The 20,989-nt window shown below is 70.3% G+C and carries 21 protein-coding genes; 7 read left to right on the top strand and 14 right to left on the bottom strand.

The features are described 5' to 3' along the window. Positions 1–10 precede the first annotated feature (10 nt). The 7 genes from WT26_RS10475 to WT26_RS10445 form a co-directional block, all read right to left on the bottom strand. The gene (locus WT26_RS10475) at positions 11–1,393 is read right to left on the bottom strand and encodes a FecR family protein (protein WP_069272807.1); all 1,383 of its coding nucleotides are present in this window, start codon (positions 1,391–1,393) and stop codon (positions 11–13) included. A gap of 2 nt (positions 1,394–1,395) precedes the next feature. Further along, positions 1,396–2,100 (bottom strand): response regulator transcription factor, encoded by a 705-nt coding sequence (locus WT26_RS10470; protein WP_006490421.1) that lies wholly within the window; start codon positions 2,098–2,100, stop codon positions 1,396–1,398. A gap of 207 nt (positions 2,101–2,307) precedes the next feature. After that, entirely contained in the window at positions 2,308–2,724 is a 417-nt protein-coding gene (locus WT26_RS10465) for a hypothetical protein (protein WP_069273729.1), read from the bottom strand. 199 nt (positions 2,725–2,923) lie between these two features. Beyond that, entirely contained in the window at positions 2,924–3,151 is a 228-nt protein-coding gene (locus tag WT26_RS10460) for a sulfurtransferase TusA family protein (RefSeq protein ID WP_006402122.1), read from the bottom strand. Between the two features lie 119 nt (positions 3,152–3,270). Further along, positions 3,271–4,308 carry a Gfo/Idh/MocA family oxidoreductase gene (locus WT26_RS10455; RefSeq protein WP_059483618.1) on the bottom strand — a complete coding sequence of 346 codons (1,038 nt, stop codon included), beginning with the start codon at positions 4,306–4,308 and terminating at the stop codon, positions 3,271–3,273. A gap of 18 nt (positions 4,309–4,326) precedes the next feature. Beyond that, the gene (iolG, locus tag WT26_RS10450; RefSeq protein ID WP_069272806.1) at positions 4,327–5,343 is read right to left on the bottom strand and encodes an inositol 2-dehydrogenase; all 1,017 of its coding nucleotides are present in this window, start codon (positions 5,341–5,343) and stop codon (positions 4,327–4,329) included. Then, the gene (locus WT26_RS10445) at positions 5,336–6,229 is read right to left on the bottom strand and encodes a MurR/RpiR family transcriptional regulator (RefSeq protein WP_059827327.1); all 894 of its coding nucleotides are present in this window, start codon (positions 6,227–6,229) and stop codon (positions 5,336–5,338) included. The genes iolG and WT26_RS10445 overlap by 8 nt, the downstream gene beginning before the upstream one ends. 245 nt (positions 6,230–6,474) lie before the next feature. Here WT26_RS10445 and WT26_RS10440 point away from each other — a divergent pair, with 245 nt between their 5' ends. From WT26_RS10440 to iolB, 7 genes are all read left to right on the top strand, one after another. Beyond that, complete coding sequence (locus WT26_RS10440) at positions 6,475–7,521, top strand: sugar ABC transporter substrate-binding protein (RefSeq protein ID WP_059716061.1); 1,047 nt, start codon at positions 6,475–6,477, stop codon at positions 7,519–7,521. Between the two features lie 93 nt (positions 7,522–7,614). Beyond that, the gene (locus tag WT26_RS10435; RefSeq protein ID WP_069270087.1) at positions 7,615–8,751 is read left to right on the top strand and encodes an ABC transporter permease; all 1,137 of its coding nucleotides are present in this window, start codon (positions 7,615–7,617) and stop codon (positions 8,749–8,751) included. 13 nt (positions 8,752–8,764) lie between these two features. Continuing rightward, the gene (locus WT26_RS10430) at positions 8,765–9,568 is read left to right on the top strand and encodes an ATP-binding cassette domain-containing protein (RefSeq protein WP_042583757.1); all 804 of its coding nucleotides are present in this window, start codon (positions 8,765–8,767) and stop codon (positions 9,566–9,568) included. A gap of 13 nt (positions 9,569–9,581) precedes the next feature. Next, a complete protein-coding gene (locus tag WT26_RS10425) occupies positions 9,582–11,558 on the top strand; it encodes a bifunctional 5-dehydro-2-deoxygluconokinase/5-dehydro-2-deoxyphosphogluconate aldolase (protein ID WP_069272805.1) in 1,977 nt (658 codons plus the stop codon). A gap of 9 nt (positions 11,559–11,567) precedes the next feature. Further along, a complete protein-coding gene (gene iolD, locus WT26_RS10420; protein ID WP_069272804.1) occupies positions 11,568–13,526 on the top strand; it encodes a 3D-(3,5/4)-trihydroxycyclohexane-1,2-dione acylhydrolase (decyclizing) in 1,959 nt (652 codons plus the stop codon). Then, on the top strand, positions 13,523–14,437 hold the full coding sequence (gene iolE, locus WT26_RS10415; protein WP_069272803.1) for a myo-inosose-2 dehydratase: 915 nt from the start codon (positions 13,523–13,525) through the stop codon (positions 14,435–14,437). Before iolD ends, iolE begins: the two co-directional genes overlap by 4 nt. Then, the gene (gene iolB / locus WT26_RS10410; protein WP_069272802.1) at positions 14,434–15,234 is read left to right on the top strand and encodes a 5-deoxy-glucuronate isomerase; all 801 of its coding nucleotides are present in this window, start codon (positions 14,434–14,436) and stop codon (positions 15,232–15,234) included. Before iolE ends, iolB begins: the two co-directional genes overlap by 4 nt. Positions 15,235–15,262: 28 nt before the next feature. On the opposite strand, the gene WT26_RS10405 is transcribed toward iolB, so the two are convergent. The 7 genes from WT26_RS10405 to WT26_RS10375 form a co-directional block, all read right to left on the bottom strand. Further along, positions 15,263–16,009 (bottom strand): glucose 1-dehydrogenase, encoded by a 747-nt coding sequence (locus WT26_RS10405; RefSeq protein WP_021162382.1) that lies wholly within the window; start codon positions 16,007–16,009, stop codon positions 15,263–15,265. 161 nt (positions 16,010–16,170) lie between these two features. Continuing rightward, positions 16,171–16,875: an ABC transporter ATP-binding protein gene (locus WT26_RS10400; RefSeq protein WP_069272801.1), complete on the bottom strand. Its 705-nt coding sequence runs from the start codon at positions 16,873–16,875 to the stop codon at positions 16,171–16,173. Beyond that, positions 16,872–17,624, bottom strand: coding sequence for an ABC transporter ATP-binding protein (locus WT26_RS10395; protein ID WP_069272800.1), 753 nt, complete (start codon positions 17,622–17,624; stop codon positions 16,872–16,874). Before WT26_RS10395 ends, WT26_RS10400 begins: the two co-directional genes overlap by 4 nt. Continuing rightward, complete coding sequence (locus tag WT26_RS10390) at positions 17,621–18,859, bottom strand: branched-chain amino acid ABC transporter permease (RefSeq protein WP_069272799.1); 1,239 nt, start codon at positions 18,857–18,859, stop codon at positions 17,621–17,623. Before WT26_RS10390 ends, WT26_RS10395 begins: the two co-directional genes overlap by 4 nt. Then, positions 18,852–19,787 (bottom strand): branched-chain amino acid ABC transporter permease, encoded by a 936-nt coding sequence (locus tag WT26_RS10385; protein ID WP_059526902.1) that lies wholly within the window; start codon positions 19,785–19,787, stop codon positions 18,852–18,854. Before WT26_RS10385 ends, WT26_RS10390 begins: the two co-directional genes overlap by 8 nt. Before the next feature lie 7 nt (positions 19,788–19,794). Further along, positions 19,795–20,232, bottom strand: a complete 438-nt coding sequence (locus tag WT26_RS10380; protein WP_059527705.1) for an acyl-CoA thioesterase — start codon at positions 20,230–20,232, stop codon at positions 19,795–19,797. 142 nt (positions 20,233–20,374) lie between these two features. Next, complete coding sequence (locus WT26_RS10375) at positions 20,375–20,911, bottom strand: NUDIX domain-containing protein (protein ID WP_048244161.1); 537 nt, start codon at positions 20,909–20,911, stop codon at positions 20,375–20,377. Positions 20,912–20,989 lie beyond the last annotated feature (78 nt).

Raw genomic sequence — 20,989 nt, 5'->3', positions numbered from 1 at the left:
GCGCCGCGGATCAGCGCGACAGCGTGAACGCGCTGACCGGACTGGTCTTCTCGTAGAACTTGCCGCCTTCGAATTCCTCGACGGTCACGGCCCAGAAATAGTCGCCCGGCGGCAGGTGCGCGACGGTGATCTGGCGCGCATGCAGGCCGACCTGGTCGACGACCGGTGCGCTCAGGTCCTTCGAGCGCGACAGCACGAACCGGTAGCGTGCATTCGCGGCCGCGCCGTTCGGCGACCAGCGGAACTCGTAGCCGCCGGCACCGGGCGACGCGCTCGCGTCGAGTCCCATCACGCGGCGCTCGAACGCATACGTGCGCGGCCGGCCCTCGAGGCCGTTCGCGTCGATCGCGGCGACCCGCACGAAATACGTGCCGTTCGGCACGTTGCGGAACACCGCGCGCGGCGTATCCGTGCGGGTCTGGCTGAACAGGTCGAGCAGCCCGGCGTCGCGCGCCAGCTGCACGTGATACGCGCGTGCGCGGTCAAGCGGCGCGATCTCGAATGCGACGTCGGGCTCGTCCTGCACCTTGGCCGGCGCCACGAGCGCCGGTGCGGGCAGCAGTTCGACGGGCGCGCCGACCGTGCCGGACGATGTCGCGACGCTGCCGAAATTCGCATGCACGAGCGTCGCGTCCGCCGGACGCTGGCTGCGCGCGACGCCCACCGCGCCATCGAGCACTTCCACGCGCGTCGACGCACTGCCGGCCGCGTCGTAATTCACGCGAAAGTGCGTGCCGCGCACGCCGGCCACGACCGACGGCGAACGGATCTGGAAGCGGTCGTCGCGCTTCTTCAGGTGGGTGACCTCGCTGTCGACCGAGCCGCGCGTGAGCTCGAACTCACGATCGAGCGTACCGGTCAGCACCGTGCGGCGCAGCGCCTTCAGGTCGAGCTGGCTGTCGGGCGGCAGGCTCATGTGCGTGCCGTCGGCGAGCTCGAGCGTCACGAAGCCGTTCGGACCCGTGCGCACGCGATCGCCCTCGGCGAGCGTCGCGTCGTTCGCGAGCGGCGCGTAAGCGTCGCCGGACGCGCGTTCGGCCGTCCCCTGCACCGCGACGATGCGCACGGAAAGCTGCTCCTTGCGCAGACGCGCCACCGGCAGCTTCAGCGCGATGCCGGGCTGCAGGTGCTTCGGCGCGGGTACGCCGTTGATCTGCTGCAGCAGCCGCCAGTCGTCCGCGCCCTGCAGGTAGCGCGCGGCGACGTCGTACAGCGTGTCGCCGGCGCGTGTCGTATAGACGACCGTCTTGCCGGCCGCGCGGGGCCGCGATTGCGCGGCCGCCGGCTGGGCCGCGACGGCCGCCGCGAGCAGGCACGCCGCGCCGAGGGCCGCGGCGCGCAAACGCGCCGCGCGCAGCCCCGGCGCGCCTGACGTGCGTTGGGCGCTCCCCATGATCACTCCGGTTCTCCCTGGCCGACCCGCTCGAGCCGGTAGCCGTAGCCGTAGATCGGCGCGAGGCGATAGCCGTTTTCGGGCCGCAGGCCGAGCTTGGTGCGCAGCATCGAGATGTGCGTATCCATCGTGCGCGACGGGATGTCGGTCGCCTGCTTCCACACGAGGTCGAGAATGTGCGCGCGCGACAGCGGCCGGTCGAGGTGCTGGAACAGCAGCAGCGCGAGCTCGAATTCCTTCTGCGTGAGGCTCACGGCCTTGTCGCCGACGTAGGCCTGCTTCAGGTTCACGTCGAAACGGAACTGGTCGAACTCGCGAACGGTCGCCTCGGCGTTGACCGGATACGCGCGGCGCAGCAGCGAGCCGATGCGCGCACGCAGGATCGGGCCCGACACGGGCTTGACCACGTAATCGTCGGCGCCGGCGTTGAGGATCTGCGTGATCCCCGCCTCGTCGTCACGGCTCGTCATGAAGATGATCGGCAGGCTGTGCTCGGTCTGATTCGCACGCACCCACTTCAGCACTTCCTCGCCGGACATGTCGGGCACGTTCCAGTCGAGCACCAGCAGATCGAAGGTCTCGCGCTGCAGCCGCTTCTTCAGGGCCTTGCCTTCCTTGAACGCATAGCACGTATGGCCGACGGCCGTCAGCGTTTGACTGACGAAATCCGTCTGGGCCGGATCGTCATCCAGTACAGCAATTCTCATAGCACCCCGCAAATCGAAATCCAGTTCGACTCCTCGCGCTCACCGCGGCGCGCACCACGCGCACGAGCGGACGAACCCGGCCTATATCTCAAAAACGGGGCACGGACGAACCGGCGATTTCATCATAGTAGTATGAAATTCGCCAATAAATTGCGCGGCAGGCAGCCCTTTCTTCGAATAATCCTTCCCGAAACGCAATCGGCGCGCCTAATCGACCGGCGCCGCGCAGTCGTCCGACTCGTCGGCCGGCTCGTCGACCCGCACGCGCGGCTGCCGCAGCAACGGCTGCCGCAGCAATCCCAGCAACTGCCCACGCACACGCTCCCACGCGGCGGCCGCGTAGTCCGGCTGGCTCGCCGCCCACGCCTGCGCCAGATCGAACACGCGCTCGACGGTCGCCGTGCACTGCGTGACGCCGGCTTCCCCGTCCGGCAGCGCGTCGCGCAGCCACTCGGCCAGCCACGGCATCTCGGCCGCGGCCGAATCCGCGTAGGCCTCCAGCGCGGCACGCGCGTGGCGGTCCCGTTGCGGGTCGAGCTCGACTCGGCCCAACCCGGTTGCGCACGCAGGCGCGGTGTGTTTCGCTTCGGACGGACTTCGAATGGTCCCTGGTCTGAAGGACATGTCCTCTCCCCGTTGTACGACGGTAGCGTCAGGCATGGCCCCCGTGCCCGCCTCGAATCGACGTACCGCATCCGAGACATCCGTTGAGTGCGGACGACCGGCCGGGTCAGTATACGTAGCGTGCGGCACAGCGAGGTTTAAGAATTGTCAGAAACACGGCCGCGCCAGCGCAGGCGCGGCCGGAACCGGGCGGCGCCGGTCAGCGGCGGCGCATCAGGAACACGAAGGTCTTGTCCTGCGTCGTCGATTCGACGATCTCGTTGCCCGTCTGCTTCGCGAACGCGGCGAAATCGCGCTGCGAACCCGGATCGGTCGCGAGCACCTTGAGGATTTGCCCGCTTTCCATATCGGCGAGCGCTTTCTTGGCACGCAGGATCGGCAACGGGCAATTGAGCCCGCGCGCGTCCACTTCCTTGTGAATCTGCATCGGCTGTCGACCTTCGAATGACGCGCCACACGCGGCGCGGGAAGAAGCCGCGATTTTACCGCAGCGCCGCCGGGGCTGCCGGAGCCCCGGGCAGCCCGCCCCTCCAGCCGCCCTGCCCGCTACAGGTCGACCGACCGGCCGGTTTCGAGCGCCGTGCGCAGCGCGTGGCCGATCCGCGTCGCCTCGAGCGCGTCGGCAAGGGTCGCCGCGCCGGTGTCGCGCGCACCGTTGATCGCCGCGACGAACGCCTGCGCCTCGAGCAGGAACGCCTCCTCGAAGCGCTCGAAGAAGGTCGGCGTGCACGTATTGCGGATGCCGAACTTGTCGTAGATCTCGACGCGGTTCGCGCGCGGGTTCGCGCCGATCGTCAGCGCGCCGGCCGTGCCGATCACGTCCGAGTGCGTGTCGTTGCCGTGCGCCATCGTGCGCGACGCGTAGAACATCGCGAGGCGCCCGTCGTCGAACTCGCAGATCGCGACGCCGTTGTCGACATCGCCGCACGCGCGCAGCCCGTCGTGCAGCGCGATCGTGCCCGCCGCGAACACGCGCTTCGCGCGCGGCCCGCCGAGCAGCCAGCGCGCGACGTCGATGTCGTGCACCGTGCAGTCGAGGAAGATCCCGCCGGAGGTCGGCGCGAAACGCACGAAGAAGCCGTCGGGGTCGTTCCGGTCGCAGGTCTGCGAGCGCACCAGGAACGGCCGGCCGATCTGCCCGGCCGCGACCCGCGCGTAGGCATCCCGATAGCTCGGATCGAAGCGGCGCATGAAGCCGATCGTCGCCTGCAGGTGCGGCCGCGCGGCCGCTTCCGCGAGCACCCGCTCGCACTCGGCGAGATCGAGCGACAGCGGCTTCTCGCAGAACACGTGCTTGCCCGCGGCGAGCGCGGCGACGATCTGGTCCGCGTGCAGCGCCGACGGCGTGACGAGCCACACCGCGTCCAGCTCGGGATCGGCGACGAACGACGCGAAATCCTCATGCACGCGCGGCACGCCGAGCGCGTCGCGCGCCCACGCGCATTCGTCGGCGACCGGGCTGCACGCGGCCGCGAGCACCGCACCCGGCACGCGGCGCGCGAGGTTTTCCGCGTGGCGGCGGCCGAGCCGGCCGAGGCCGGCGATGCCGATGCGCACCGGTGCGGGTCGGATCGATGAAGTCATCTGCTCGCCCTCCCCGGGTCAGTCCGCGCCGCCGAGCCGGATCGCGCGCCCTTCGCGCCACGAACGGGTCGCAGCTTCCGCGAGCTCGAGCGCCTTCACGCCGTCGGCGATCGTCGTGCGCACCGGCTCGCCGCGCGCGACCGCCGCGAAGAAGTGCTCGATCTCGCGCGCATAGGCCACCCGATAGCGCTCGAGGAAGAACGCCTCCGGCAGGTCGGTCGACACCGCGCGCGCCGAATAGCCGGTCACCTCGGTCGGCCGCGCGTTGCCGGCCTGCAGCATCCCGCTGCTGCCGAGTACCTCGAAACGCTGGTCGTAGCCGTATGCGGCGCGCCGCGCGGTGTTGATCTGGCACAGCAGCCCGCGCCGCGTGCGGATCGTCACGGCGGTCGAATCGATGTCGCCCGCATCGGCGATCGCCGGGTCGGACAGGCAGCTGCCGGTCGCGTGGATCGTATCGGCGTCGTCGCCGAGGATCCAGCGGAACACGTCGAAGTCGTGGATCAGCATGTCCTTGAAGATGCCGCCCGAGCTGCGGAGGTAGTCGACGGGCGGCGCGCCCGGGTCGCGGCTCGTGACGACCAGCATTTCCGGCGCGCCGATCTCGCCGCGCTCGACGCGCGCCTTCAGCGCGGCGAACGTCGGGTCGAAGCGGCGCTGGAAGCCGATCATGCAGACGACGCCCGCCTGCGCGACCGCCTGCTCGCACGCGCGGGCCCGCTCGACGCCCAGGTCGACGGGCTTCTCGCAGAACACGGCCTTGCCCGCAGCGGCCGACTGCAGGATCAGGTCCGCGTGCGTGTCGGTGCTCGAGCAGACGACGCTCGCGCCGACCGCCGGATCGCCGAGCGCCGCGTCGCGATCGACCGCGCGCGCGCCGTGCTGCGCGGCGAGCGCGTCGGCCGCCGCCCGGTTCACGTCGACGACGTACTTGAGCCGCACGCCCGGCTGGCGCGCGAGGTTGCCTGCGTGAATGCGGCCGATCCGGCCCGCGCCGAACACGGCGACGTCGAGGGTCGCCCGTTGGTCAGTCATCGTATCCTCCAGTCTCTTTCGCTTCTTCGACGTTCAATTCCAGCCGGTACGCGAGCGCGATGAACAGCGCCTGGCACAGGCAGATCGTGCTGGTCAGCGAACGGAACGCGAACGCGCTCCCCTCCTTCACCAGCAAATGGGCGCCCGCGTCGCGCACGAGCGGCGACAGGCGGCTGTCGGTGATCACCAGCGTCTGCGCATGGTTGTGGCGCGCCGCCCGCAGGCAGTACTGGGTTTCCTTGCCGTACGGCGCGAAGCTGATCGCGATCACGACGTCGCCCTTGCGCACGCTGCGGATCTGCTCGCGATACATCCCGCCGAGGCCGGACACGAGATGCACGCGCTTGGCCGTATGCTGCAGCGCATACACGATGTAGCTCGCGACCGGAAACGAGCGGCGCACGCCGATCACGTAGATGTTCTCGGCGCGCTCGAGCATCGTCACCGCCGCGTCGAACTGGCCGTCGTCGAGGCCGGCCGCGAGCTCGTCGAGCCCCGCGCGCGACGCGTCGATGAACTCGCGCGCGACCGAGCCGCCCGACAGCGGGCCGGCCGTCTCGTCGATCAGCCGGCGGATGCGCTGCTGGTAGCTCTGCGCGGTCGGGTTCTGGCCCGTGTACGCGTCCCGGAACACCGCCTGCAGGTCCGAAAAGCCGGAAAAGCCGAAGCGCTGCGCGAAGCGCACGACCGCGGACGGATGCACGCCGCAGCGCTCGGCGATGTCGCTCGTTCGGTCCATCATCACGCTCGCGCGGTGCTCGTCGATGTACGACGCGATGCTCTTCAATTGCCGCGGCAGCGAATCGTAGGCATCGGTGATGCGCTGCAGCAGCGCATCGACGTCGGTCGCGCCGGCGACATCGGGAGTGGAAGAATCGTCTTGCATGGGATGGTCGGCTCGCAAGGCGCGGCGGGGCCGCCCGCGCCGGGTTGTGTCGTCTCCTTCGTGAACCGAGTATAGGCACGCGCCCGCCGAAATGGAACAGATTTTCCATCGAATCGAAAAATAAAATTTTCTTTGCATTCACGGTCGACTTGACCTACGCTTGCTCGTGAACGCGGCGGCTTTGCATCACCGCGCATCACCGCGCCGCGTCGATCCAAGAACGACAGACAGAGAAAGGTGGAGACATGAGACTTTGCTTGGGCAAGGCTGCCGTCCGGGCCATCGCTGCAACGTTCGCCGTCGTCGCGGCGGCCGGGCTCGCCGCGCCGGCGGCGCAGGCCGACGGTCATTTCGTGCTGGTGAGCCACGCGCCCGATTCCGATTCGTGGTGGAACACGATCAAGAACGCGATCAGGCAGGCCGACGAGGATTTCGACGTGAAGACCGACTACCGCAATCCGCCGAACGGCGACATCGCGGACATGGCGCGTCTGATCGAGCAGTCGGCCGCGCGCGACTACGACGGCGTGATCACGACGATCGCCGACTACGACGTGCTGAAGAACTCGCTCGGCAAGGTCACCGCGAAGAAGATCCCGCTCGTCACGATCAACTCGGGCACCGAGGAACAAAGCGCGCAGCTCGGCGCGATCATGCACGTCGGCCAGCCCGAATACTTCGCGGGCCACGCGGCCGGCGAGAAGGCGAAGGCCGCGGGCGTGAAGTCGTTCCTGTGCGTGAACCACATCGCGACCAACAGCGTGTCGTTCGACCGCTGCCGCGGCTTCGCGGACGCGATCGGCGCCGACTACAAGACCTCGACGATCGATTCGGGCCAGGACCCGACCGAGATCCAGTCGAAGGTCAGCGCGTACCTGCGCAACCACCCGAACACGCAGGCGATCCTCACGCTCGGCCCGGTGCCGGCCGCGGCGTCGCTGAAGGCGGTCCAGCAGATGGGGCTCGGCGGCAAGCTCTACTTCGCGACGTTCGATTTCTCGGACGACATCGCGAAGGCGATCCGCGCGGGCACGATCCAGTTCGCGATCGACCAGCAGCCGTACCTGCAGGGCTACATCCCGGTCGCCGTGCTCGCGATCGTGCGGAAGAACAAGACGACCGACCCCGCGAAGATCCGCCAGCTCCTCGAGGCGAACCCGAAGTTCCAGGCGCGCATGTCGACCTACGGCCTGCAGCCGTCGTACGGCCCGAAGAACATCCGCTCGGGCCCCGGCTTCATCACGAAGGACAACCTCGACAAGGTCGTGAAGTACGCGGGCCAGTATCGCTGACCCCAGGGCCTGTTCGTCGCGCGGCGCAGCGCTGCGCGCTTCACCGGCGACGCGGGGGCCCCCGCCCCGCCCGCCGGGCATCAAGGAGACATCATGGGTGTAGCCGGTAAGCATCTGTCCGCGCATTCGCCTCAGCCGGAGGCGCGCGCCGACGAGCGCGTGCGCAACGAAGCGTGGTTCCAGCGCTTCCTCAACCGTCCCGAATTCGCCGCGATTTCCGGCACCGTGCTCGTGTTCGTGGTGTTCGCGCTCGGCGCGGGCGGGTCGGGCATGTTCAACCTCGACGGCATCATGAACTGGTCGCAGGTCGCGGCCTACCTCGGCATCCTCGCGGTCGGCGCGTGCCTGCTGATGGTCGCGGGCGAATTCGACCTGTCGATCGGCTCGATGATCGGCTTCGCGGGGATGATGGTCGCGATCCCGACCGCGTACTTCCACTGGCCGATCTGGGGCGCGGTGATCTTCGCGTTCGCGGGCTCGATGGCGCTCGGCGCGCTGAACGGCTACCTCGTAATGCGCACGCGGCTGCCGTCGTTCATCGTCACGCTCGCGTTCCTGTTCATCCTGCGCGGCCTCACGCTCGCGCTGTCGATCATGTTCGCGGATCGCACGATCATCTCGGGGCTCGGCGACATCGCCCATCAGGACTGGCTCACGCACACGCTGTTCCAGGGCGTCGCGTTCCACGACCTGTTCCGCTGGCTCGCGCAGCACGGCCTCGGCCGCACGCTCGACAACGGCGAGCCGCTGGTGCCGGGCGTGCCGAAGGTGATCCTGTGGTGGTTCGCCGTCACCGCGATCGGCGCGTTCGTGCTCGCGAAGACGCGCTACGGCAACTGGATCCTCGCGGTCGGCGGCGATGCGAACGCCGCGAAGAACGTCGGCGTGCCGGTGCGCCGCGTGAAGATCTCGCTGTTCGTGCTGACCGCGTTCTGCGCGTGCCTGTTCGCGGTGCTGCAGGTCGCCGACATCGGCTCGGCCGCCGCGGACCGCGGGCTGCAGAAGGAGTTCGAGGCGATCATCGCGGCCGTGATCGGCGGCACGCTGCTCACGGGCGGCTACGGCTCGGTGGTCGGCGCCGCGTTCGGCGCGCTGATCTTCGGCGTCGTGCAGATCGGCATCACGTACACCAACATCAGCTCCGACTGGTTCCGCGTGTTCCTCGGCGTGATGCTGCTGATCGCGGTGCTGTTCAACCACTACGTGCGCCGGCGCGTGTCGCAATCGTAACGGGAGGCTTGCCATGTCCACTGTACAGACCGGCGACGACACGATCCTCGCGCTCGAGAACGTCAGCAAGTATTTCGGCAAGGTGATCGCGCTGTCGGACGTGACGCTGCGCCTGAAGCGCGGCGAGGTGCACTGCCTGCTCGGCGACAACGGCGCCGGCAAGTCGACGCTGATCAAGACGCTCGCGGGCGTGCATGCGCCGTCGGAGGGCCAGTACCTGGTCGACGGCCGGCCCGTGCATTTCGAATCGCCGAAGGACGCGCTCGACCTCGGCATCGCGACCGTCTACCAGGATCTCGCGCTCGTGCCGCTCTTGTCCGTCGCGCGCAATTTCTTCATGGGCCGCGAGCCGCAGAAGAAGCTGTTCGGCTTCCTCAACGTGATGGACCTCGATACGAGCGCCGAGATCGCGCGCGCGAAGCTCGCCGAGATGGGCATCCACGTGCGCGACCCGCACCAGCCGATCGGCACGATGTCGGGCGGCGAGCGGCAGTGCCTCGCGATCGCGCGCGCGATCCACTTCGGCGCGCGCGTGCTGATCCTCGACGAGCCGACCGCCGCGCTCGGCGTCAAGCAGAGCTTCAATGTGCTGAAGCTGATCCACACCGCGCGCGCGAAAGGCATCTCGGTGATCTTCATCACGCACAACGTGCATCACGCGTACCCGATCGGCGATTCGTTCACGCTGCTCAATCGCGGCCGCTCGCTCGGCACCTTCACGAAAGAGACGATCAGCAAGGACGAAGTGCTCGACATGATGGCGGGCGGCGCCGAAATGCAGAAGATGATCAGCGAGCTCGACGGCGCGGTGATCTAACCCAGGATTTTCCATGGCACTCTCATCCCACACCTTTGCGCAGAACCGGCCGCTCGACGTGATCTGCATCGGGCGCGTCGCGGTCGACCTCTATGCGCAGCAGATCGGCGCGCGGCTCGAGGACGTGACGAGCTTCGCGAAGTACCTCGGCGGCTCGTCCGGCAACGTCGCGTTCGGCTGCGCGCGGCTCGGCCTGAAAGCGTCGATGCTGTCGCGCGTCGGCCACGACCACATGGGGCGTTTCCTGAGCGAGACGCTCGAGCGCGAAGGCTGCGACACGAGCCAGCTGCAGACCGACCGCGAACGCCTCACCGCGCTGGTGCTGCTCGGGCTGAAGGATCGCGACACGTTCCCGCTGCTGTTCGTGCGCGAGAACTGCGCGGACATGGCGCTCGACGAAGGCGACTTCGACGAGGCGTTCATCGCGTCCGCGAAGGCGCTGCTGATCACCGGCACCCACTTCTCGACCGAGCAGGTGAACCGCGCGAGCCGGCGCGCGCTCGACCATGCGCGCCGCAACCAGGTACGCACGGTGCTCGACATCGACTACCGGCCCGTGCTGTGGGGCCTGACCGGCAAGGCCGACGGCGAGACCCGCTTCATCGCGAACGAAGGCGTGACCGCGCACCTGCAGCGCATCCTGCCGCTGTTCGACCTGATCATCGGCACCGAAGAGGAATTCCGCATAGCCGGCGGCAAGGACACGCTGCTCGACGCGCTCGCGATGGTGCGCGCCATCACGAACGCGACGCTGGTCGTCAAGCGCGGCGCGCTCGGCTGCTCGATCGTCGAAGGCCGGGTGCCGGCGTCGCTCGACGCGCTGGCGCTCGTCGGCGGCGTCGAGGTCGACGTGATGAACGTGCTCGGCGCGGGCGACGCGTTCGCGGCCGGCTTCCTGTCGCAATGGCTGCGCGGCCGTTCGCTCGACGAAGCGGCGCGCATCGCGAACGCGTGCGGCGCGATCGTCGTATCGCGCCACGGCTGTTCGCCGGCTATGCCGACGCCAGCCGAGTTGCGCTACTTCCTGGAAGAAGCGCAGCGCGATCCCGCGAAGATGCGCCGCCCCGATCTCGACCACACGCTCGCGCACCTGCATCGCGTCACGCCGCCGCGCGTGCCGCGCGACGAGGTGCTCGGCTTCGCGTTCGATCATCGCAACCAGTTCTTCGAGCTCGCGCAGCAGACCGGCGCGCCGCTCGCACGGATCGACGCGCTGAAGCGCCTGTTCGTCGACGCGGTCGCGCAGACCGAAGCGCAGCTCGGCCTCGCGGGCCGGATCGGCGTGCTGATCGACGACCGCTACGGCCAGGACGCGCTGAACGCCGCCACCGGGCGCGGCTGGTGGGTCGGCCGCCCGGTCGAGCTGCCGGGCTCGGTGCCGCTCGAATTCGACCACGGCCGCTCGGTGGGCACGACGCTCGCGAGCTGGCCGCACGAGCACGTCGCGAAATGCCTCGTGCAGTTCCATCCGGACGAGCCGATCGAGCAGCGCATCGAGCAGGAAACGCAGCTGCGCACGCTGTACGACGCGGTGCAGGCGAGCGGCAACGAACTGCTGCTGGAAATGATTCCGCCGCGCCGCGCGGACCTGCCGCAAGGGCCCGACGTCGTGTATCGCGCGTTGAAGCGCCTGTACAACCTCGGCATCTACCCTGAATGGTGGAAGCTCGCGCCGCTCGACGCCGCGCAATGGCACGCGATCGACGCGCTGATCGCCGAGCGCGACCCGCACTGCCGCGGCGTCGTGCTGCTCGGGCTGTCGGCGAGCGTCGACGAATTGACGCGCGGCTTTCCGGCCGCCGCGGCGTCGGCGAGCTGCCGCGGCTTCACGGTCGGCCGCACGATCTTCCACGAGCCGAGCCGCGCGTGGCTCGCCGGCGAGATCGACGACGCGGCGCTGGTCGCCCGCGTGCGCGCGACGTTCGAGACGCTGATCGGCGCATGGCGCGCCGCGCGTCACGGCATGCCGGCCGCGCGCCGCGTCGCGTAAGGAGGCCCGATGCATCATCCCGCGCCCTTCGGCGTCTCCCTTCAGGAGCCTATCGTGAACGCATCCTCCAACGGCACGATCCGCCTGACCGCCGCGCAGGCGCTCGTGCGCTACCTGGCCGCGCAGCGGGTCGACACCGGCGACGGCAGCGGCGCCACCGAGCCGCTGTTCGGCGGCGTGTTCGCGATCTTCGGCCACGGCAACGTGGCCGGGCTCGGCGAGGCGCTGTACCAGCACCGCGACGTGCTGCCGACCTATCGCGCGCACAACGAGCAGGCGATGGCGCACAGCGCGATCGCGTATGCGAAGGCGCACTTCCGCCAGCGGATGATGGCGGCGACGTCGAGCATCGGCCCCGGCGCGACCAACATGCTGACCTCCGCCGCGCTCGCGCACGTCGGCCGGCTGCCGCTGCTGCTGCTGCCCGGCGACGTGTTCGTGTCGCGCCTGCCCGATCCCGTGCTGCAACAGGTCGAGGACGGCCGCGACGGCGGCGTGTCGGCGAACGACACGCTCCGGCCCGTGTCGCGCTACTTCGACCGCATCGTCCATCCCGCGCAACTCCTGACCGCGCTGCCGCGCGCGCTGCGCGTGCTGACCGACGCCGCGCAGTGCGGCCCGGTCACGCTCGCGCTGCCGCAGGACGTGCAGGCGATGGCCTACGACTATCCGGCCGCGTTCTTCGCGCCGCGCACCGTGTCGTTCCATGCGCCCGCGCCCGTGCCCGCCGAGCTCGAAGCCGCGCTCGCGACGCTGCGCGCCGCGCGCCGGCCGTTCATCGTCGCGGGCGGCGGTGTACTGTACAGCGAAGGCGCCACGCACGCGCTCGCCGCGTTCGCGAAACAGCGCGGCATCCCGGTCGGCGAGACGCAGGCCGGCAAGGGTGCGCTGCGCTGGGACCATCCGCTCAACGCGGGTGCGCTCGGCGTGACGGGCTCGCCCGCCGCGAACCGCGCGGCCGCGCAGGCCGACGTGGTGTTCGCGGTCGGCACGCGGCTGCAGGACTTCACGACCGGCTCGAATACGCTGTTCGCGAAGGACGCAACGGTGATCGGCATCAACGCGAACGCGTTCGACGCACTCAAGCATCACGCGTGCGCAGTCGAAGCCGACGCGTGCGCGGCGCTCGACGCGCTCGATGCGCTGCTCGACGACTGGTCCGCCGAGCGCGCGTGGACCGCGCGCGCGCACGAACTCGCGGCCGGGTGGCGCGATGCGGTGTCGCGCATCACGCACGCGCCGCCGCGCGCGGGCGCGCTGCCGTACGACGCCGACGTGATCGGCGCGGTGCAGCGCTCGCATCGCGCGTCGCCGGACGCCGACATCGTCGTGTGCGCGGCCGGCACGCTGCCGGCCGAACTGCACAAGCTGTGGCGCGCGGGGCGGCCGGGCGCGTACCACGTCGAATACGGCTACTCGTGCATGGGCTACGAGGTCGCGGGCGGCCTCGGCGCGAAGCTCGCGCGGCCCGCGCGCGAAGTGATCGTGATCGTCGGCGACGGCAGCTACCTGATGATGAACAGCGAGATCGCGACGTCGGTGATGCTCGGCGCGAAGCTGATCGTCGTCGTGCTCGACAACCGCGGCTACGGCTGCATCAACCGGCTGCAGCAGGCATGCGGCGGCGCGCCGTTCAACAACCTGCTCGACGATTGCCTGCAAGGCCCGCTCGGCGCGCCGGCGATCGACTTCGCCGCGCATGCGCGCGCGCTCGGCGCGCAAGCGGAGCACGTCGCCGGCGTCGCGGCGCTCGACGCCGCGCTGCAGCGCGCGCGCGCCGCGGACCGCACCTATGTGATCTGCATCGACACCGATCCCGCGCGCACCACGGCCGAAGGCGGCTGGTGGTGGGAAGTCGCGGTGCCCGAAGTGTCGTCGCGCGAAGCGGTGCGCGACGCGCGCAGCGCGTATGACAAGCAGGTCGCCGCCCGCACGGGCGCCCTCTCCCGTTCAGGATCTCCAGCATGAATCCATTCGAATTCCGCATCGGTATCAATCCCCTGTCGTGGATGAACGACGACCTGCCGTCGCTCGGCGGCGAGACGCCGCTCGCGGTCGCGCTGACCGAAGGCCGCGACATCGGCTACGAAGGCTTCGAGCTCGGCAACAAGTTCCCGCGCGAGCCGCAGGCGCTCAAGGCGCTGCTCGGCGAATACGGCCTGTCGCTCGTGTCCGGCTGGTACTCGGGCCGCCTCGCGCAGCGCAGCGTCGACGACGAAATCGCCGCGGTCGATCCGCATCTCGACCTGCTCGCGCAGAACGGCGCGACCGTGATGGTCTACGGCGAAGTCGCCGACACGATCCAGGGCGCGCCCGTGCCGCTGTATCAGCGGCCGCGCTTCACGACCGACGCGCAATGGGACGGCTACGCGGAGCGGCTCGACGCGTTCGCGCGCTACACGCTGAGCCGCGGCGTGCGCGTCGCGTATCACCATCACATGGGCGCGTACGTCGAGTCGCCCGACGACGTCGACCGGCTGATGGCCGCGACGAGCGACGCGGTCGGCCTGCTGTTCGACGCGGGCCACATCACGTTCGCGGGCGGCAATCCGGCCGAGGTGCTGAAGCGCCACATCGCGCGCGTGTGCCACGTGCATTGCAAGGACGTGCGGCCGGCCGTGATCCGGCTCGCGCGCAACCGCAACTGGAGCTTTCTCGACGCGGTGATCAACGGCGCGTTCACGGTGCCGGGCGACGGCGCAATCGACTTCGCGACGCTGATCGACCTGCTGAAGCGGCACGGCTATCGCGGCTGGCTCGTCGTCGAGGCCGAGCAGGATCCGGCCGTCGCGCCGAGCTATGCGTATGCGAAGAAGGGCTACGACTCGCTGCGCGCGCTCGTCGACGCGCCGCTCGATTCGCACACGGAGGCGGCATGAGCCTGCTGGTCAAAGGCGCACAGGACGGACCGACGATCGCGCGCGTCACGCCGGAATCCGCGCATTGGCGGCATGTCGGCTTCACCGCGTATCGGCTCGTGGCCGGCGAATCGGTCGAATTGCACGAAGCCGCGCGCGAGACGTGCATCGTCGTGCTGACCGGCAGCGTCGACATCACCGCGGAAGACGGCACGCGCTGGACCGATCTCGGCTCGCGCGACAGCGTGTTCGACGGCGTCGCGCCGTATGCGCTGTATCTGCCGCCGGGCGTGCGCGTCACGGTCGCGGCGTCGCGCGCGGCCGAGCTCGGCGTCGCGACCGCGCCCGCGACCGGGAAATATCCGGCGCGCGTGATCAAGCCGTCGCAGATGAAGCGCTCGGTGCGCGGCGCGGGCGCGAATACGCGCTACGTCTGCGACATCCTTCCGCAGACGGAGCCCGCCGAAGCGCTGCTCGTCGTCGAGGTGCGCACGCCGTCCGGGCATTCGTCGAGCTATCCGCCGCACAAGCACGACACCGACAACGTGCCGTTCGAGAGCTCGCTCGAGGAAACCTACTATCACCGCGTGCATCCGCCGCAGGGTTTCGCGTTCCAGCGCGTGTACACCGACGAACGCGACCTCGACGAATCGATGGCCGCGTGCGACCACGACGTCGTGCTGGTGCCGCGCGGCTATCACCCGGTCGTCGTGCCCTACGGCTACGAGTCGTATTACCTGAACGTGATGGCCGGGCCGAGCCGCGCGTGGGCGTTCAAGAACGACCCCGCGCACGAATGGATGCTCGAGCAGAAGTAGCGGGATGCGCGCGGGCCGGCCCTTTGGCTCAGTTCAGGCCGCCGCTCACGACGAGATGCTCGCCGGTCATCCAGCGTGCGTCGTCCGACGCGAGGAACACGGCCACCGACGCGATGTCGTCCGGCTCGCCGAGGCGGCCGAGCGGCGTCTCGCTGCGCACCTGCTTGTCGAGATCCGAACCGATGATGCCCGCGCTGTGGGTGCCCTCGGTCACGATCATCCCCGGGTTGATCGCGTTCACGCGAATCTTGCGCGGGCCGAGTTCGAGCGCGAGCACGCCGGTGATCGCGTCGACCGCGCCCTTGGTGCCGCTGTAGACGGCGCTGGCGGGCGGCGTGATGCTGGTCACCACCGAGCTGATGTTGATGATGCTCGCGCCTTCGCCGAGATGCTTGACGGCTGCCTGCGTCGTCAGCAGCACGCCGAACACGTTCGTGTCGAACTGTCGGCGATAGTGCTCTTCGGTGATCGCCTCGATCGGCGCGAATTCGTACACGCCTGAATTGTTGACGAGCACGTCGAGACGGCCGTACGTGTCGATCGCCGTATCGACGATGCGCTGCGCGTCGGCTGCCTTCGACACGTCGCCGCCCACCGCGACCGCGCGGCCGCCCGCTTCGACGATCGCGCCGACGACCGCGTCGGCACCCGCCTTGCTGCTCGCGTAGTTGACGACGACCGACGCGCCTTCGGCGGCCAGTGCCTTCGCGATCGCCGCGCCGATGCCCTTCGATCCGCCCGTGACGATCGCGACCTTGCCTGCCAGCTTGCTCATGATTTCATTCCTCAGTCTGATGATGCACGATGGATCGCACCGGCTGCCGCTGCGACGCGACGAGCCGGCGACGGTGTCACTCTAGGCGTCCGCCCGGCGGCGATAAAGCGGCTCGCCGCGAATTGACTGGCTGGGCCAGCCGAACAATCCGCCGCCCGTCGTCACCCCACGCTCAGCCACGCGTCGGTAATCTCGCCGCCCAGGCCGTCGAGCGCGCCGTCGTAGACGATCCGTCCGCGCCCCATCACCGCGACGCGCCGCGCGAGCCGCGGCGCGAACTGCAGCCGCTGTTCGATCAGCAGGATCGCGACGCCGTCGGCCTGCAGCGCGGCCAGGCACGCGCCGACTTCGTCGACCGCGAGCGGCGCGAGGCCTTCGGCCGGTTCGTCGACGATCAGCACGCGCGGGCGGCCGGCCAGCGCCCGCACCAGCGCGAGCACCTGTTGTTCGCCGCCCGACAGCCGCCCGGCTTTCACGTCCGCGCGCGCGGACAGCAGCGGAAAGCGGTCGAACAGCCGTTCGAGCGCCGCGCGTTCGGCCGCACCGCCGGCGCCGCGCAGCCCGAGCCTCAGGTTGTCGCGCACCGTCAGCAGCGGGAACACGTCGCGGCTTTCGGCGACGTAAGCGACACCGCGCCGCGCGATCTCGAACGTGCGCGCGCCCACGCATTCGACGCCGGCGATGCGCACCGAGCCGGCCGTGCGCACGAGCCCCATCACGGCTTTCGCGAGCGTCGAGCGCCCCGAGCCGTTGCGGCCGAGCAGCGCGAGCGTCTCGCCCGGTGCAAGCGCAAGATCGACGCCGTCGAGCACGGGTTGCAGGCCGTACCACGCGCGCAGGCCGCGAATGTCCAGCAGTGCGCTCATGCCCGCCCCTCGCCCAGATATGCGGCGCGCACGCGCGAATCGGCACGGATTGCATCGGGCGCGCCGGTCGCGACCACCGCGCCGCGCACGAGCACCGTGATGCGTTCGGCGAAGCCGAACACCGCGTCCATGTCGTGCTCGATCATCAGCACCGTGCGGCCCTGCGTCGTCGCGCGGATCAGTGCGATCATCCGCGCCGCCTGCTCGCGGCTCATGCCGGCCGTCGGTTCGTCGAGCAGAAGCGTGCGCGCACCGCTCGCGAGCGCGATCCCGAGATCGAGCGCGCGCTGTTCCGCATAGCTCAGTTCGGCGGCCAGCGTGCCGCGCCGCGCATCGAGCCCGATGTCGTGCAGCACGCGCGCGGCCGCGAGATCGACCGAGGCCGATTCGCGCAGCCGGTTCCACCAGCGCCGCCGTTCGGCGGGCGCATGCAGCGCCGCGCAGCGCAGGTTGTCGAATACGGTCAGCCGCGCGAACGCACTCGTCTGCTGGAAACTGCGGCCGATGCCGAGGCGGCTCGCGACGACCGGCCCGCGCCCGCGCAGGTCGACGCCGTGCAGCACCACGCGCCCGCGCGTGAGTCGCGTCGCACCGGCGATCACGTCGAACAGCGTCGACTTGCCCGCGCCGTTCGGCCCGATCAGCGCATGGCGCTCGCCGGCCGCGATGCTCAGCTCGACGCCGTCGAGCACGGTCTGCGCGCCGAAGCGCTGCGTGATGCCGTGCAGGGCGAGCGCGGCGCCGTTCATCGCGGCGCGCCTTGCGTTCCGTGCACGCTGGACATGTCGCGCACGATCCGGCCGCGCCGGCGCCACAGCAGCGCGCCGAGCCCCGCCGCCGCGAGCGCGACCGCCCAGCCGAACGGCGCGCCCGCATCGACCTGCCACGCGCCGAACGCGACCGGCGCGCCGCCGTCCTGCGCGAAGCGCCACGCATAACCGAGCTCGGCCGCGCAGACGATCGCGACGCCCCCGCACAGGCTCGCCGCGACGCCATGCAGCAGCGCCGCGCGTTCGCCCTTGCGCGCGCCGGGCCGCAGCGCGTGCGCGACGTCCGCCGCGACGCCCGCGAGCCCGCGCGGCGCGGCCACGACGATCGCGACGAACAGCACGCCGAGATACAGCGCCCACGCGCGCGACACGCCCGCGACGACGATGCTCAGCAGGGTCAGCACGGCGGCGCCGGCGGCCGGCCCGAAGAACGTACCGGTGCCGCCGATCACCGCGGCGATCAGCACGGTCGCCGAACGCGCCATCGACACGCTGTCGGGCGTCGCGATTTCGACGTCGATCAGCGTCAGCGTGCCGGCGACGCCCGCGAAGAACGACGCGCAGGTGACCATCGCGAGCCGCACGCGGCGCGGATCGGTGCCGAGCGCGGCGACGCGCGCGGGGTTGTCGCGCACCGCGTTCGCGAGCCGCGCGAGCGGCATGCGCGTCAGCGCGTGCATGGCCCACGCCGACGCGATGCACCACGCGGCGATGACCGCATACGCCTGCGCCGGTGCGCCGAAATGCCAGCCGCCCCACGGCGTGCCGCTCGCGCGGTCGATCGGCACGCCGCCGATTCCGCCGAACCACGCGGGTACGCTCCACGCGGCAGCCGCGACGCATTCGCCGAGCCCGAGCGTGATCATCGCGAACGCGGTGCCCGCACGGCGCGTCGCGAGCAGCCCGGCCAAGAAGCCGAAACCGGCACCGGCCATGCCGCCGACGAGCGGCAACAGCGGCAGCGGGCCGCCGAAGCGGTTGAACCAGTGCGCGGCCGCGAACGCGCCGAGGCCCGCGAACGCCGCGTGCCCGAACGACAGCAGCCCGGTCGTGCCGAGCTGCAGGTTGTACGACAGCGCGAGCACGACGAGCGCGGCCGTCTGCGCGAGATAGCCGAGCACCGCACCATGCGGCCACAGCCACGCGGGCAGCGCGACGCACGCGGCAAACAGCGACCAGCGCGCCAGACCGGCGGCGAGCGTGCGGCTACGCATCGGCGCGCTCGCCGAACAGCCCGCGCGGCCGCGCGACCAGCACCGCGACGAGCAGCAGGTACGGCACCAGCGGCGCGAGCTGCGCGATCGACACCGCGGCCACGCTGTCGGGCAGCGCGATGCCGGCCCACTGCGCGAGGTCGCGCAGCGACGTGTCGCTCGCGGCCGCGAAGGTCTGCGCGAAGCCGACCGCGAGCGACGCGACGAACGCGCCGCCGAGCGAACCGAGCCCGCCGATCACGACGACCGCGAACACGACCGACCCGACCGTCTCGGCGAGCGCGGGCTCGATCACCGCAAGCGGCGCACCGATCACGCCGGCCAGCGCCGCCAGCGCGGTACCCGCACCGAACAGCGCCGTCATCACGCGCGGCACGTCGTAGCCGAGCGCCTCGACGGCCGCCCGGTGCGTGAGTGCCGCACGCACGACGAGCCCGATGCGCGACGCGCGCAACAACGCGCCGAGCGCGACGAGCATCGCCGCGGACATCCCCATCATGAACAGCCGGTAGCGCGGCAGCGCGAGGCCGAAGACGGTCACGGGCGCGCCGTCGAGCAGCGCCGGCACGGGGGCCGGCAGCGGCGCCAGGCCCCACACGAGTTTCGCGCCCTCGCCGATCAGGTACGCGAGGCCGAAGGTCAGCAGCAGTTCGCTCGTATGGCCGCGCGCCTGGACGCGGCGCAGCAGCGTGCGTTCGCAGCCGGCGCCGAGCAGCCCGACCGCGAGCGGTGCGAGGACCAGCGCGGGCCAGAAGCCCGCGTACGCCGCGATGCTGTAGCCGACATACGCGCCGAGCATGTAGAAGCTCGCGTGTGCGAAGTTGAGCACGCCCTGCACGCTGAAGATCAGCGTGAGGCCGGCCGACAGCATGAACAGCAGCAAGCCGTAGCTGAGGCCGTTGAAGGCCTGGAGCGCGAACGCGTGCACCGCGAAGTCAGGCCGCGAGCGGCCCGAGCGCGGCGCGCAGCGCGTCGGGCAGCGGCACCGGGCGGCGCGTGTCGCGATCGACGTACACGTGCACGAAATGCCCCTGTGCGGCGGGCGACGCGTCACCCTGCGCGAACAGCCCGACCTCGTAGCGCACGCTCGACGTGCCGAGCTTCACGACCCGCAAGCCCGCGTCGACCGACTGCGGAAACACCAGCGGCGCGAAGTAGTTGCACTGCGTCTCGACCACGAGGCCGATCGTCTGCCCGTGCTCGACGTCGAGCACGCCGGCGCGGATCAGGTATTCGTTCACGACCGTGTCGAAGTAGCTGTAGTAGACGACGTTGTTCACGTGCCCGTAGACGTCGTTGTCCATCCAGCGGGTCGTGATCGGCAGGAAGTGGCGATAGGCGTCGCGCGGACGCGGTTGCGGCTTGTCGGACATGGCGATGGCGATGGCGGTGGCGGTCAGGACGATGAAAGCGCTGAGGACGAAGCGCGGCGGCCGCATGACACGGCGCGCCGACAGGAAGCCGGGCACCGCGATCGCGCGCGGCACGGCGGCTGCAACCCGACTGGCCGGCCCGTCACTGGCCCGGCCGGTCGACGAATTCGAAATCGAGGCCGCGCGCACGCATCCAGTCGGCGAGCGCGACACCCGTGCCGGCGCGCCACGGACGCAGCAGCGGCGGATCGACGAGCTTGTATTCGAGCAGTTCCGGCGACAGCGCGACCGTGCCCGACGCGCGCACGTGGTACGCGATGATCAGTTCGTTCTTGCGGATGAATTCGTAGACGCCGACGAGCGACACGTGCTCGGCCTTCAGGGCCGTTTCCTCGAACACCTCGCGTGCGATGCCGTCCTCGGGCGTCTCGCCGTTCTCGAGGAAGCCGGTGATCAGCGCGAACATGCCTTCGGGCCAGGCCGCGTTGCGCGCGAGCAGGATCTTGCCGTCGAGCTCGACGATCGCCGCGACGACCGGCAGCGGGTTGTTCCAGTGGACATAGCCGCAGGTGTCGTCGGGGCAGGCCTGGCGAACGCGGCCGCCTTCATGGTCGGGATCGGCGCGCTCCGTGAGCGGGCTCGCGCAGCGCGGGCAAAAGCGGTAGTCGGCGGTGGTCATCGATGTGGGCATGGCGGACGCCGGGGAGGCCGCCCGCAGGCGGCTCGCGCGCCCGCTCGGCGCGGGAAAGGCTTCATT

The organism is Burkholderia cepacia, assembly GCF_001718835.1.
Taxonomy (GTDB): domain Bacteria; phylum Pseudomonadota; class Gammaproteobacteria; order Burkholderiales; family Burkholderiaceae; genus Burkholderia; species Burkholderia cepacia_F.
Note: the sequence above shows the minus strand (reverse complement) of the source record. Positions and strands in the feature narration are given on the sequence as shown.